Annotated in this window: 14 protein-coding genes; 2 read left to right on the top strand and 12 right to left on the bottom strand. The window is 35.8% G+C overall.

The features are described from left to right. Window positions 1-62: 62 nt before the first annotated feature. The 10 genes from BAMA_RS06170 to BAMA_RS06125 form a co-directional block, all read right to left on the bottom strand. Window positions 63-785: a LytR/AlgR family response regulator transcription factor gene (locus tag BAMA_RS06170; protein WP_051758880.1), complete on the bottom strand. Its 723-nt coding sequence runs from the start codon at window positions 783-785 to the stop codon at window positions 63-65. 3 nt (window positions 786-788) lie between these two features. Next, window positions 789-2,075 carry a sensor histidine kinase gene (locus tag BAMA_RS06165; protein WP_034637260.1) on the bottom strand — a complete coding sequence of 429 codons (1,287 nt, stop codon included), beginning with the start codon at window positions 2,073-2,075 and terminating at the stop codon, window positions 789-791. 239 nt (window positions 2,076-2,314) lie between these two features. Then, the gene (locus BAMA_RS06160; protein WP_034637258.1) at window positions 2,315-2,950 is read right to left on the bottom strand and encodes an ABC-2 transporter permease; all 636 of its coding nucleotides are present in this window, start codon (window positions 2,948-2,950) and stop codon (window positions 2,315-2,317) included. After that, on the bottom strand, window positions 2,947-3,801 hold the full coding sequence (locus tag BAMA_RS06155; protein ID WP_034637256.1) for an ABC transporter ATP-binding protein: 855 nt from the start codon (window positions 3,799-3,801) through the stop codon (window positions 2,947-2,949). The genes BAMA_RS06160 and BAMA_RS06155 overlap by 4 nt, the downstream gene beginning before the upstream one ends. A gap of 206 nt (window positions 3,802-4,007) precedes the next feature. Continuing rightward, entirely contained in the window at window positions 4,008-4,913 is a 906-nt protein-coding gene (locus BAMA_RS06150) for a sigma factor regulator N-terminal domain-containing protein (protein ID WP_034637253.1), read from the bottom strand. Next, complete coding sequence (locus BAMA_RS06145) at window positions 4,910-5,404, bottom strand: RNA polymerase sigma factor (RefSeq protein ID WP_034637252.1); 495 nt, start codon at window positions 5,402-5,404, stop codon at window positions 4,910-4,912. Before BAMA_RS06145 ends, BAMA_RS06150 begins: the two co-directional genes overlap by 4 nt. Before the next feature lie 105 nt (window positions 5,405-5,509). Then, complete coding sequence (gene yhaM, locus BAMA_RS06140) at window positions 5,510-6,454, bottom strand: 3'-5' exoribonuclease YhaM (RefSeq protein ID WP_034637249.1); 945 nt, start codon at window positions 6,452-6,454, stop codon at window positions 5,510-5,512. Window positions 6,455-6,747: 293 nt separating this feature from the next. Then, window positions 6,748-9,597: an ATP-binding protein gene (locus BAMA_RS06135; protein ID WP_034637248.1), complete on the bottom strand. Its 2,850-nt coding sequence runs from the start codon at window positions 9,595-9,597 to the stop codon at window positions 6,748-6,750. Further along, window positions 9,594-10,832 carry a DNA repair exonuclease gene (locus BAMA_RS06130; RefSeq protein WP_034637825.1) on the bottom strand — a complete coding sequence of 413 codons (1,239 nt, stop codon included), beginning with the start codon at window positions 10,830-10,832 and terminating at the stop codon, window positions 9,594-9,596. The genes BAMA_RS06135 and BAMA_RS06130 overlap by 4 nt, the downstream gene beginning before the upstream one ends. 137 nt (window positions 10,833-10,969) lie before the next feature. Continuing rightward, complete coding sequence (locus tag BAMA_RS06125) at window positions 10,970-11,266, bottom strand: contact-dependent growth inhibition system immunity protein (protein WP_034637247.1); 297 nt, start codon at window positions 11,264-11,266, stop codon at window positions 10,970-10,972. A gap of 450 nt (window positions 11,267-11,716) precedes the next feature. Here BAMA_RS06125 and BAMA_RS06120 point away from each other — a divergent pair, with 450 nt between their 5' ends. Continuing rightward, the gene (locus BAMA_RS06120; protein WP_235184430.1) at window positions 11,717-11,917 is read left to right on the top strand and encodes a hypothetical protein; all 201 of its coding nucleotides are present in this window, start codon (window positions 11,717-11,719) and stop codon (window positions 11,915-11,917) included. 172 nt (window positions 11,918-12,089) lie between these two features. Here the strand turns inward: BAMA_RS06120 and BAMA_RS24720 are convergent, their stop codons facing one another. Both BAMA_RS24720 and BAMA_RS06115 read right to left on the bottom strand, forming a co-directional pair. Then, window positions 12,090-12,221, bottom strand: a complete 132-nt coding sequence (locus tag BAMA_RS24720) for a hypothetical protein (protein ID WP_162176056.1) — start codon at window positions 12,219-12,221, stop codon at window positions 12,090-12,092. A 225-nt stretch (window positions 12,222-12,446) separates the two neighbouring features. Further along, window positions 12,447-12,734 carry a hypothetical protein gene (locus BAMA_RS06115; RefSeq protein WP_034637246.1) on the bottom strand — a complete coding sequence of 96 codons (288 nt, stop codon included), beginning with the start codon at window positions 12,732-12,734 and terminating at the stop codon, window positions 12,447-12,449. Between the two features lie 454 nt (window positions 12,735-13,188). Here BAMA_RS06115 and BAMA_RS06110 point away from each other — a divergent pair, with 454 nt between their 5' ends. Further along, window positions 13,189-13,665: a GNAT family N-acetyltransferase gene (locus BAMA_RS06110; protein WP_034637245.1), complete on the top strand. Its 477-nt coding sequence runs from the start codon at window positions 13,189-13,191 to the stop codon at window positions 13,663-13,665. Window positions 13,666-13,761: the final 96 nt, after the last annotated feature.

Here is a 13,761-nt window from a genome sequence, read left to right as displayed (position 1 = left end):
AGCGATTGTCATGATGCCTAACAACACGGTTATCGTTAATTTTAAAAAGATATCAAATTTGTTCATTTTAAATTTCGCATTCCTCGAATTGAAACGAAACAACTCTCACCATTTCTCATCACAACTTGTTTGTTTGCTTTATCGATATGTTGAATATTATTTTTATTTACAACAAAAGATTTGTGACACCGGCAAAAATCTTCTCCTAAGTCTTCTAACTCTTTCATCGTTCCGTAAAACTCTATATGCGTATCTTCAAGATGCATAATAATCTTATGTGGTATGACAGATGACTCGAAGAAATATATATCAGTATAATTTACCGTTCGAATAGTACTCCCCACTTTATATTGAAATGTATGTTGCTTTCCAGCTCGATCACTCGCGTATCGCTTTAAAGCTACCTCCATACAATCTCGAATTCTTCTTGTTAATTCATCGGTATTTCCTTTAATGATATAGTCCATTGCTTCAATTTTATAAGTAAAAGTCATGTAAGATAGTTCACTATGTGTTGTAATGAATACAATTTTACCAGTAGGGTCCATATCTCTTATTTTAGATGCTAATTGCAATCCATTCATATCGGTTTGCAAGTTTACATCAATGAAATATAGACCTGTATTACCTATGTTTGTGTGCAACGTTTCAATAAGCGTATGAGGATTCCCTGTTGATAACATCAATTTCGCATCTGCTTCCTCAATCATAATATAATTTTTCACACACGTTTCGACATACTCTCTTTGCATGCGATCATCTTCGCAAATATACACGAACAGCATATATTAATCCTCCAGCTGAATATGAATTTTTTGAACAAATAGATGCTCTCGCACCATCGTTTCAGTCGTAACATTATCTAGAGGGGATAATAATTCATGCAGATTATTTAACCCTAATCCTCTACCTTCTCCTTTTGTAGAAAACCCTGCCTGTTTTAGTAAATATAACTTTGGAACATCAGGTCTACACGTGTTTTGAATGACAATTGAAATGTTTCCTTCATCTGTAATCACACCCGTTAATAACTCACCATTTTCTATATGCTCCAATTCTTCAATTGCATTATCTAGTAAAATACCTACAGATGTGATTAAAGCAAATGAATCGATTGGAAGTTTTTCAATTGATTCATTCGCTTCAAACTTTGCGTTAATCCCTAACTCTTGTGCTAACATTAACTTAGAAGCAAATATACTTTTTAATTCTTTTATTTTTATTTTGCTTAAGTTTTCTAACTTAAAGTTGTTTTCGTCCAAATAGATAGATGTTGGTTTCAAAACTTCCTCATAATACTTTTTTAACCCTTCTACATCTTTCTCTAAAATAAACATTTCAATCGATAGAAGAATATTTTGATAATCGTGCCGAAATTTCCTCATATTTTGGTACTGCATTTCTATTTCGCTCGTATATTTTTTCAAACTATCATACTCTTCTTCTTTTCTTTTTGTTTCAAATTGCTTCTTTACATGTCGGGAATAGATCGTAATCGTAAAAATCAAAAGCATTAAATATAAAAAGAAGAACAATAAATTTAATCGAATTAATTCAAATGTATTGCCCATTGAAGCCGCAGTAAAAATTAATGTGTAGTAAATCACCACTGTAACAAGACCAATAAAAGTAATAAACCGCTTTACTTGCTGATTAATTACATCTAACTTCCGAAACAACTTATGTACGATAATAGAAAGACAGATTCCTAACACTCCCCAAACGAACAGGTGAACAATCATTTGAACATCTGTCAAATTCGGAAGATAGCCAAAAATAATTACATCTATATAAGAAGAAACATGGTCACTAATGAGTAAAATAATAAAAGTATACGAAGCATACAATAATGCATGTATCATTTCTTTTTCATAGTAGTAACTCATACAATAAGTGAATACAAGTAATATACCTGCAGAGTACGTACCGTATTCCTCATAAACAATAGTTGCAAGAATGCTAGTTGCGACGAGCATCATTATTTCTAACAAATTGATTTTTTTGTGACCAGAAATGATTTTTAATGAGACAATTGTTATAAAAGTCTGTGCCAATAATACACCAAATGTAGACATACTCTTCTCCACCTTGACAATAAAAGGATATGTAAGGTAAGTATATCTCTTTTCTAAATATTACGTCTACTTAATATATGGTTATTTCTTCAATCTCTTCATTTTTTTAGTTCATCATAGCTTGTAGTTGATTTTTTGAAAAGAATTCATCTTTTATATACGGAACGGAGAGTGGCGACTCGGAGTGGGGTGTATCCCTTCTCTATTTGCCACCCACGCCTTTTCGTAATGAACCATCTTTAAAATTCCTTCCTTTTATATGCGCTTACCGATATAAAATATGAAAGAATGAAAATGACAAATGATACAAATAAAAAATTCACCGAAAATAATTGATCAAAACCTTCTATTTCTCCTACTATCATCTTTTGTAAAAAAGAAATACCTCCAAACATGGAAAAAGCAAAAATAATACTAACGATTCGAATTACTTCTGATTTGTCTCCCCCAAGTATGTAAGTTAATGAATAAGTAACCGAAGCTACGCAAAGTACAATTCCTATCGCTCGAAATAGCGCATGTACAATTAGTCCTTCAGAAAAGGTCACAAATATGGAACTTACGATAAAAATTCCAATTGTTACAACAACGCTGAACAAAAGCATAAGCAAAAACGTGACATATTTACTTTGAACGACTTGTTGTCTTTTTAACGGAAGAATAGATTCAAACTTGTCCCATCCGGATTGACTATCTTGCTTTAATACTTCAAATGCACCAACTGTCATGAGTGCTATCGGCAAAAAGAAAGCTAACCTTAATGCCGTTTGATTTCCAGTTGAAATTAAAATCGCATCACCTACAATAGCTAGAATACAAGCTAGCATCATACTTTCTCTAATGGAATAAAAATTATTTAAAACAAGCCCTTTCATCGCTTTTCTCCTTTCAACAATAGCATCGTCATATCATCAATTGAAACGTTCCTCATCGTAACTCCATCTGGAATACTATGTCTATTCGACACGAGCACTTCAACGTGTTCTCCGTTCTTTTTATATGTAGTAACAGCAAGGTGATCTAATTCATGCAACTCCTTTTCATCACATGTTACAATGCCATAGTTCTGTAATAACTCTTCTTTATCTACTTTTAAAATAACCTCACCTTTTTTAATAAATACAAGATGATCAGCAACTTTTTGAATATCACTTATAATATGTGACGATAGCAAAATTGCATGTTTTTTGTCTTGGACAAACTGTAAAAACACATCTAATATTTCTTCCCTTACAATTGGATCCAATCCTGATGTTGCTTCGTCTAAAATTAATAATTTTGGTTCATGAGAAAGCGCAACTGCTATTGAAAGTTTCATTGACATACCACGAGAGAAACTTTTTATCCTTTGACTTTGCGGAAGGGAAAACTCACATATGTAATGAAAGAACTTCTCTTCATTCCACTTCTTATAAATATTCTTCATAACCTTTGCTAGTTTCTGTATATCTAAACTGCCAGAGAAGTTCATATCGTCAAATACAACACCGATATCCTCCCTATGCGCAATCTTATTATCTATTTCCTCCCCAAAGATTTTAATAGATCCACTATCTTTTTTCAGCCCACCAATTATCGTTCCCATCGTCGTAGTCTTTCCTGCACCGTTCTCACCAATGAAACCTACAATAGATCCGTATGGTACTGAAAAGGAAACATCCTTTAGCGCAAAACGAGAACCAGTATATGATTTTTGTAAATGTTGAATTTCTAAAATATGTTCCATGCCTACTCCTCCAGATCGTTCATCTAATATACATCCCGTTACATATAAAACTTTATCATACAAACTAAAAAAGGCTGTGCTTTGCTCATAACATGCAGAAAACACCCCAGAAATGTACGACATAAATGAAAACATAACGGTTTTGATATCAAAACCGTTTCTATAGAATGAAAAAGAGACCAAAACGGCATCTGGTCTCTCCTTTACTACTTCTCTGGCTGAATATAAGGAACAATTGGTGCAGTTGCCCCTACAGAAGCACCGCGAATGAAATCTTGATTTTCTAACGCTTTAAAGTTTTGCGTTTGTCCCGTTAACATGACTCCTAATATTTCTACTTTATCTAATGGTTTATTTTTATTTGAACGTAAGAACTTTTGAATTTCTTCGCCATCTGCATCATATTTTTCAAGTGAATCCATGAAACTATCATATGCTTCTTTTGGTGAATCGGATGGATGAAACCCATAAACTGGCATACCTGCAGGCCCTTTACTTTCATCCGCAATTTCTGATGTCATATACAGCCATACGATATTTAAATTATCGGGAATTTTCTCTTCAATTTCTTGAAATGTATAAGGCTGATCGAACGAAATTGCCACTTCTGCAACGTGATTCTCCATTTGTGAAATTTCACCTAGTTCATTTTGCACACCATCATGGTACTTTTTAATAGACGGATGATAAAAGGTTGCCACCTTCTTCTTTGTTTGTTTATCATACTCATAAAACTCCGTATCAGACCAATGAAATCCCGGTATTAGCTCGTTATGATCAATATCAGAACCAATCCAGCCGTACGAACTTGTCAGTGTACTCCACTGTACAACATAACCGTTAATATTTTTCGAGCGATTCGTTACAATATTGCCACCAAACATAGAAGAATTGCTCATAACTTGAGAATCAATTTGAACATTAGGCTGGGCAATTTCATTATGTACAAAGAGCCAATCATGAAGTTTTGTAGAACTTTTCGCCGCAAAATAATTGCCCACTCTATAAAAAATGAGTAATAAAACTGGTATGACGATAATGGAAGTAATGATAATTGTTAGTAATTGTTTTCGCTTTGCTTTCTTTAAGGCATCTTGTATCGAATCATTCATTCCTCTTTTCCTCCTATTTTCGATTGAATCGATTTACGTGCGCGATATACATTTTGTTTCACACTATTTACTTTCACATCTAAAATAGCCGCAATTTCTTCATATGAAAAATCATAATAATATTTCAAAAAGAACACTTCTTTATATTCCTTTTTCACATCTTTTAGCAAACAGAAAATCTCATCCTCATTTAAAATGGCGTCAAATTCATTTTCTGTATATTGTAACTTCGAGTAAACCCCCTCTGTTAAATGAATATTTTGCTGTTCTTTCTTTCGTTTCAAATCAATATATTCATTCAGTGCTACTCTAAAAAACCAAGGGCGTATCATATGCTCTGTTAGATTATTTAATAATGTGTATACTTTGTAAAAAGTATTTTGAATGATATCTTCCGCATCCTCTTTTTTTGCTCCTTTCGCAAGTAATAAATGGAACACTTCCTCTCCTAAGTTGATAAGGTAGGAGGTCAGTGCATCTTCTTTTTTCATCATTTTTCCTCCCTACACTTATACAACGAATGAATGACAATAAATGTATACAGTAAAATTTAAAAAACGGAAAATAAAAAGCCCCGCACATAGCGGAGCTCTTGCTTATTCATGAAACGTCGGCTTATAAAACGCTCGATTCTCAAGCGCAAAGACACGTTCTGTATATTCACCTGGCTTCGTGCGGCCTAGGGCACGATCCATCATATTCATCTTCGCATCTAAATTATCAATGTAGTGAAGAATTTCTGCTTCTCGCACAAGCGGTGGTTTCGGACTTCCCCACTCTGCTTTTCCGTGATGCGACAGAACGATATGCTGAAGGATTAATACTTCTTCTCCTTCAATTTGCAGTTCTTCTGCTGCTTTTCCAATCTCATTCACCATAATCGAAATGTGACCAAGTAAATTTCCTTCTAACGTATACGTTGTTGAAATTGGTCCCGATAATTCAATGACTTTTCCAAGGTCATGTAAAATGACACCTGCGTATAGTAAATCTTTATCAAGAGATGGATATAAGTTTCCAATCGCCTTTGCTAAATCAAGCATCGATACAACGTGATAAGCAAGACCCGATACAAATTCATGATGGTTTTTCGTCGCTGCAGGGTATTCTAAAAATTGTTGTTGATACTTGTTTAACAAATGTCTTGTAAGACGCTGAATGTTTGAATTCTTCATCTCAAATATGTACTGTGTAATCTTTTCAACCATTTCTTCTTTCGCAACTGGTGCTTTTTCTACAAAGTTAGAAATGTCCTGTACTTCATTTTCGTTTGCAACGCGAATTTGTTTCACACGAAGCTGAATACGCCCTTTGTAGTTTTGAATATCTCCGGCAACTTTTACAATCGTTTCCGCAACATATTGTTGCTCTACTTCCGGTGATACGTCCCATAACTTCGCTTCAATGTCACCGCTTTGATCTTGTAAAATCACTGTTAAAAATGGTTTCCCGTTACTGGCGATTCCTTTCGTTGCTGTTTTAATTAATAAATATACGTCAACTTGTTCGCCAACCTCATATTGTGCAATTTTCTTTTTCATCTAATCCCTCCAACGACCATCGTCTATATGTAGTATAGCATATCCATACGTGAATAAAGCTATTGAAAAGCCTTAAAAACCTCCTCTTTTTAAGGAGGAAGAGAGCAACTAGCCGTGTATAGTAACGGTCAGGGCCTTTAACTGCCACTTGTCATGTTTGCAACAAAAGGAGCGTGTGCGTGCGTTTCTCTTTTTGTTTACGTGGCCGTTTATATAGTTGCTCAAAACCTATTACGAACAAAAGAGTGATTAGCTACGTATTTAATATCTCTATCTTCTTACATAGTTATAGTTTAACTGCTCAGCCTTTTCACTTGCTCTTCTTCAAACAATGAAAGCAAATGCGCATGACACGTAAAAAAGATAACTTGCCTTTCTGCCGCAAATTTCTTGATGAGTTGTATTGTTCGCTTCGTTCTTCCTTCATCAAAATGGACAAATCCATCGTCGATAATAAACGGATACACATGTTCAAACGTGTTTGCTAACGCAAAGCGTAGTGATAAATATAATTGCTCCGCTGTCGCTTGGCTTAGTTCGTCACTATAAAACTGCGTGCCGTCTTTTCTTACGACAATAAATGGTTCTTCTGCTGAAGGTGAAAATACTTTCGTATAGTTCTCATCTGTTAAATAGATGAAATACTCCTCTGCCTTTTGTAAAATACGCGGCAGCTGCACTTCGTGATAATATTTCTTCGTTTTCGTTAACACAGACTTTGCGACCGCAAATGTTGCCCACTTCTTCACTTGTTGACGAAGGTTCGATACTTTCATTTCCCATTCATGAAGTAAATCTCCGTATGCTTTTCCATCTTCAAGCGCAGCAATTTCAAGCTTTAGCTTGGCAGCTGTTTCTGTCAGTGTTTTTTCTTCTTTCCCTAACTGCTCCAGGCGTTGTTCTTCCTTGAAACTCTCTTCTTCATACCCTTCAGGACGATAACCATCAGAAAGAACATCTGTCGTTAATCTTTCTTGTAATAAATCAATTTGCGGCAATAATTGATGAAGCTGCTTCTTTTTTTCCGCTATTTCATCCGCTTTTTTTGCAGCACTGAAATAATCCTCTTCCTCCGTCACACCTGCAATCTGAAATAAATTTGCACGCTCCTCAGTAAAACGAATCATTTGCTGCTGTACTTCATCGAACTCTTCTTTCAGCGCTGCTACCTTTTCGATAAGCTGCTTTCTCTTTAATTGCTTCTCTTTTTCCTTCTGAAGCTCTTTACTTACACTATGTAAAAACAATGATGGCGCTTCTGCACTGCGATCAGAAAATACAGTTAGCTTCATTAGTTTATGTTCAAACTGCGAAATCATGTCTTGCTGTAACTCTTTTCGCTCTGTTTGCTTCACTTGTTCCCGATAAAGCTGCTGCATTTTCTCAATTCGCTCAAAAGCAGGCAACATGTGAGCGTACGTAAAACTTTTCGGAAGCTTGTAAATTCCTTGGTATAGCTCTACCTGTTCTCCTATGGAAAACATATCACGCTCCCACTCTTCATACTCCGAAATAATGCGGTCATACCCGCGCTCAAGTTGCTGTAACTTAAACATCTCATGCTCAAGGCGTTTTCTTATTTCATCATCTTTTTCAAGCAAGTACCGCTTTTCTAGTTGCTCTGTATTTTCTCCCGTCTGCACCGGTTGCTTCATAAAGATTACATAAAATAAAACGAGGCCTACTAATAAAAAGATGCTGACGAATAAAAGCGGACGATAATTAAAGAAGAGACCAGCTAACAATAATACGCCATTAAAAAGAAACAAACTTTGCAGCATCGTATTCGAAACGAGCGGTTTCTTTTGCCCCGCACCACTTCGGCTTTGCCTTTGATTCGACGCCGCACTTTGCACACTCGATAAATAACGCTCCCGCTCTTCCTCTGGCATCATTTCATGCTTTAATCGTTTTACAGTTTCTTCTTGCTCTTCTAACTGCTCTTGTGACAATTTAAAACGATCGTCTAACTGCACTTTTCGTTTCTCAAGCTCTGTTCCTTTTTGCATGAAAGCTGTCATTGCTTCTTTCGTCGCTAAGTTCATATTGAAAGAAAGAACCTCTTCACGTGTAAATGCCACACCAATTTGTTGCTGAAGCTCGGAAATTTCCTCCTCTATATGAACGAGGTTATTCGTTATATCTCTTACTTCTTGCTGAGCATTTTCGTAAGACATTTGCTGCATTCTAAGTTCTTCTATATATTCTTCTTGCTCAAGTAACTCTTCATTCACCTGTAACGACTGGATTTCATTTTGCGCTGAAGCGATTTTTTTATGAAGCATACTTCCTTGCAGCGCTAATGGTTCCATTCGTACTTGCAACGCTTCATAACGTTTTAATCCATCTGCTGGAAATGCATGTCCATCATGTTCAGCTAAAAAACGTTCACACGCTAGTTTTTCTACAAATAATGGCTGAAGTGTTTGCAGCACTTCGTAATCTTGCTTTCTCTTCGACGCCTCTTGCTGCTCAGCACGAAGCTCTACAAGTCGGTCTTCCGCCTCTTTCTTTTGCTTTACAACACTTTCATACGTTTCGATTTTCCCTTGCCACGTTGCCAGTTCATCTTGCAATCCTTTTAGCTCTTGAAGCGACACGTTAATTTCCGGCTTACGACCACTCGCTTTAAAGCGCTGCTCCATCTCTTTATCGAGCATCTTTTCCAGCTGTAAAATCCCATCGCCACCAACTGCGCTTGCGGAAAATAAATAATTCCCAATGTCCGCTTCGCCAACTCTATGAATATTTTGCAAACCATGCATATCAAAGGAAAAAATCGAATCAAATAACTTCTCATTCATTCCGTGGAGAAGCTGCTGTAAAACATCTTCATCGCCTGTTTTTCCATCATCAAAATAAACGGTTACTTCCCCCACCGCTGTTTTCGGAAGGCGTTCGATTTTCACTCTTCCGTATTCTTTCGTCAAAACCGTAATCGCTCCGCCATACTTGCCGCCATCTTTCGGCTCATAGCGCCGCTGTCCTCTCGTTGGAAAGCCAAATAAAATACTTTTTATAAATGAGCGAATTGTTGACTTCCCAGCTTCATTTTCACCGTACAAAACGGTCAAATGAGACAAATCAATTTCTCTATTTTCCAGTTTTCCATATCCGTAAATATGAAGCGTTTCAAACTTCATCCTTTTCTCCTTTCTTCTTGTAATAACTGCTCTAAAATTAAATTTTCAGCATCCTTTTGAATCTCTTTCATCTCTTCTTCCGAAAACGAATGAAGTACCCTCCTAGCAACAGGTGAACTCCAAATCGGACGAAGAACACCATCCATATTCGAAAAGGATTCTAACTCTTGCAGCGCTGTTCCGATAAAATGATTTTCCTCTTTTAATTTCGCAATTTCCGTAAACGAAACCGTCTCATTTTTCCATTTTACCGCGTATACAAAATCATCTCGCTCTTCACTTTGCGAAAGAATATGAAATAGCTCTTCCACCCGTTTTTCATCACGTAAATACGGGGCAAGCTCTCCTTGACCAGTAAATGTGACTGTGAGAAGTACACCTTCTTCTCTCCTTACATTGTTCATACTTTCTGCACAAGTATTTAGAAGATCATCAACAGTTTCTAAACTATCGATAGGAATAAACAGCTCTTCAATCACAACGTCCGCTGTGTGGAAAAAGGTAAGCTCCGCTCCTTGTTTTGATAACGAAACGACATAAGCTCCCTTTTCACCTATTTCCTTTCGGTGCCTTCCTTGAATATTACCAGAATACACAATGTACGGCTCTTCTGCTAACACTTCACGTTTATGTATATGTCCAAGCGCCCAGTAATCAAACATCTTTTCCTTTAATTCACGAAGATGAAACGGGGCATAACGATTATGTTCCGCATCGCCTTCCACACTACCGTGAAGCATGCCAATATGAAACGGGGCATCACTCATCTTCTTATACTGCTCCGTCATATTATCGGTAACAGCTTGCTGATGATAACTAAATCCATAAATTGAAGCAAGCAGTTCACCATCTTTATAAAATGGCTGTTCTTCTACATACGATTCATGAAACACATGCACATTGGCTGGAAACTCAATCGCCGCCCAGCTTCCGCCTAAATGATCGTGGTTCCCATGAATGATGTACACAAGAATGTCATACTCCGCAAGCCGCTTCATTTGCTCACGCACAAACACTTGCGCCCGCAAACTACGCGTCGCCCCATCATACAAATCACCAGCAATGAGGACAAAATCAACTCTCTCTTGAATAGCCTTATCAACAATGCGCGCAAACGAACGAAACGTACTCTCCTTCATTCTTTCCCATATAAACTTAGGTACGTTTAGCTCCATCCCTTTAAACGGACTATCTAAATGCAAATCTGCCGCATGAATAAATTTTAACTCTGTCACGAAGTAACGCCCTTTCTTTTTCTTCCTATATGTAGGATAACTTTCTTTCATTGTAACATTTGCCTTATGGTGAATTCTCTAACAGAAACATATTTTCTAAAAGGATAGGGGATTACATATACGTTTGCACATCAAAATTAAGCATCATAAGCTTTTTTCATTTGTTTCACTACATTTATTAGCCATTGCACCGAAGTTAATGCGATTGCTGGAAAATAAATTTCCACATTTGATTCTATGAACTTTTCCTTTTCTTGCATTGTTATTTCGCTGTTTAAAAATGCTTCACAACACTTAATTGTAAATAACAAACATTCCTTACTAGATTCATATATAAACCCTTCCATTGCTTCTTCAGGCGAATTCATATCTTGATGAAAAGTTCCACCCAAGAAATCACTTAATTCTTCAAAAACATCATATCTATTACCCATACAAAAATCTCCCTCTATATATCCAACTTGATTATTTAACACCAAAGCGTCTGCCACGTATATAAGAATGCAAACGTACTCACTTTATCCATCTGTTGTAATTCGGCACGCGGTAGAAAAAGACACTGACCGCTACTACACATGGAGGAACCTACTCTTCGACCGAAAAGAAAGAGAGTAGGTTAGTTTTTCAATTTGTATTTATATATTTAAAGCAGAACACGGAGATTATGGTGGTTAATTTACTTGAAAACCAGTTAGTAAAAAAGGATCGAAGCTTAACGATTGGGACCCTTTTTTATGACAGTTGAATCATCTGATGTCATATCACTATATCGTACTAAATTTTGATACGGTATCCAAAGAGGCTATATTATAACCATACTAGTAACTGAGGGCGTGTGGTGGGAGGTTATACCTTTTCTTTCTCTGATTTTAGAGAGAACGGAGGTGAAACCGCTATGGATTTTTTCACTACAATTATTGCATGATAGTGCGAAACTATTCGTAACAGTGTTCATAACAGCTTTTGCAACTGCTTATACAAATAAGCTTGTTGCAAAAGGTAATATAATAAACGTAAAAGAACCACCTCCACGTCAGCCAAACGTAATAAAGGTGGTTCAAAACGTAAAGAATACTTTTTTGTAATCAACCACCAAACAGCAGCAGTTACAGATTAGACGGGATGTTCGCAGCATTCCGTCTTTTATTTATTATGCACTGAATTAATCAGTTAAAACCTGTAGGGTGTTAATTTTTCACTCTTATTATACTACATATAAAAAAACAGACAATGAACTGTTTTTTCACCCTAGTGAAGCTATTTTTTTGTCTCCATATACTTCTCCAATTCCTCTAATAGTGTCTTCGCTCCTTTAGAACTTAAATTATCCTTATCGTTGCATAGTGAGATGTTTTCGTTAGAAAGCTCGCCGGTAATTATACATGCCATTTGAGATTCATACTTTTGAGGAGTAATGACAGTCACCCTGTCACTACCCCATAAAGTGAAACTTTAATCAGTGGATATTTTCTTCATCCCCTACTGATTGTTAGCCCGACCAATCGGGCTTTTACGGGTTGTTTATCTCCCACCTAAACTTCTCTGAATCCTCTAAGTTTTGAGGTGGGAGTATTACAGCACGCAAATAGCGGGATAAATCAAGTTTTATTATATTTAGGGAGTCCTGAAAGCAAATAGGCCAATATAAACAATAACAATATTTAACAAGAAAAATATAACATTAATAAAGATTAAATTCCGTTTAAGATCCCCCCGCTTTGACAATAGCGCAAAGATTAAGCCAATAAAACTATAAACAATAGGTATCACTAGTCCGACAACCCTATCTTGACCAAGAGTTATTAATGGTGCAATATGTCCAAGGTCTAATTGTATCAATATGAAAGGGATAATACTAAGTATTGCAAAAAGCATAGAAATTTTTGAATACATTTTTTTCATTTTACCTCCTACTTTCATATTCTAAAAAATAAAATACATCGAAATGGGTTAACATCACATCACTATCAAGCTAAGGAAAGCAAACAGCCCATAACAGCTTTTGAGATTACGAATTTCTTACTTAGATAGTACTAAAAGTCCATTTCCTATTAGATTTAGATACGTTATAATTCTATAAATTCAAGTAATCTTCCTGTTTCATAACCTCTAACACCTGACGCATAACCAAAAAACGGAAGCAGTTCTAATAATTGTACAGAGATAATAAAGTTGTTTAAAAAACGCCAGTCATGTTATTCAACAATCTGGCCATTTAATGGAGTAAAGCTTTGAGGGAATCTTTGTGGATTGAAGTGATTTTTATTAAGCTGCTGTTACAGGTTAGTTTAAAAATATTTACATCATTGGTTTAATATAATTACAGTAGAATTTAAAAAGTTTAGGGGGATTTGAAATGAGAATATGGATAAATAAAGACTTTTCGATTTCTACTAATAAAGAGTATTTGGATGTGGATTTAATACATAATTTTTTGAGTCAAGAAGCTTACTGGTCAAAGGGAATACCCAAGGAAACAGTAAAAGAGTCAATTGAAAATACTCCCTTATGTTTTGGTGTTTATAAAGGTGAAAATGGTAATGAAGTTATTGAACAAGTTGGTTTTGCAAGGGTAATAACAGATTCAGCAACATTTGCGTATCTTTGTGATGTGTTTATATTACCGAACTATCGTAAATTAGGATTATCAAAATGGTTAATGAACATTATCACCAAACATCCCGAACTACAAGGAGTTCGTAGGTTTATGTTAGCTACTAATGATGCACATTCATTATATAACCAATATGGTTTTGAACAGCTTGATAATCCAGAACTATTTATGCAAAAAATCCGTAAATCCCCTTCTTCAATAAATGGACGCCATTCTTAAGTAAGAAGGCGTCTTCTTTTATTCGGCCATTTTCTTGAATAAGAGAAGGGAGTATCCCTAAGTAAATCGAAGTTAATCAGAAGATGTTATTTAGTT

The sequence above is a fragment of the Bacillus manliponensis genome, from assembly GCF_000712595.1.
In the GTDB taxonomy this organism is placed as follows: Bacteria; Bacillota; Bacilli; order Bacillales; family Bacillaceae_G; genus Bacillus_A; species Bacillus_A manliponensis.
Note: the sequence above shows the minus strand (reverse complement) of the source record. Positions and strands in the feature narration are given on the sequence as shown.

Coding starts and splice junctions, on each gene's coding strand:
- BAMA_RS06160 (WP_034637258.1), bottom strand. CDS start 2,950: ATGAAAGGGCTTGTTTTAAATAATTTTTATTCCATTAGAGAAAGTATG.
- BAMA_RS06155 (WP_034637256.1), bottom strand. CDS start 3,801: ATGGAACATATTTTAGAAATTCAACATTTACAAAAATCATATACTGGT.
- BAMA_RS24720 (WP_162176056.1), bottom strand. CDS start 12,221: ATGGCATGTATAATTACCGGCGAGCTTTCTAACGAAAACATCTCACTA.
- BAMA_RS06115 (WP_034637246.1), bottom strand. CDS start 12,734: ATGAAAAAAATGTATTCAAAAATTTCTATGCTTTTTGCAATACTTAGT.
- BAMA_RS06110 (WP_034637245.1), top strand. CDS start 13,189: ATGAGAATATGGATAAATAAAGACTTTTCGATTTCTACTAATAAAGAG.
- BAMA_RS06135 (WP_034637248.1), bottom strand. CDS start 9,597: ATGAAGTTTGAAACGCTTCATATTTACGGATATGGAAAACTGGAAAAT.
- BAMA_RS06150 (WP_034637253.1), bottom strand. CDS start 4,913: ATGAATGATTCGATACAAGATGCCTTAAAGAAAGCAAAGCGAAAACAA.
- BAMA_RS06170 (WP_051758880.1), bottom strand. CDS start 785: ATGCTGTTCGTGTATATTTGCGAAGATGATCGCATGCAAAGAGAGTAT.
- BAMA_RS06125 (WP_034637247.1), bottom strand. CDS start 11,266: ATGGGTAATAGATATGATGTTTTTGAAGAATTAAGTGATTTCTTGGGT.
- BAMA_RS06165 (WP_034637260.1), bottom strand. CDS start 2,075: ATGTCTACATTTGGTGTATTATTGGCACAGACTTTTATAACAATTGTC.
- yhaM (WP_034637249.1), bottom strand. CDS start 6,454: ATGAAAAAGAAAATTGCACAATATGAGGTTGGCGAACAAGTTGACGTA.
- BAMA_RS06145 (WP_034637252.1), bottom strand. CDS start 5,404: ATGAAAAAAGAAGATGCACTGACCTCCTACCTTATCAACTTAGGAGAG.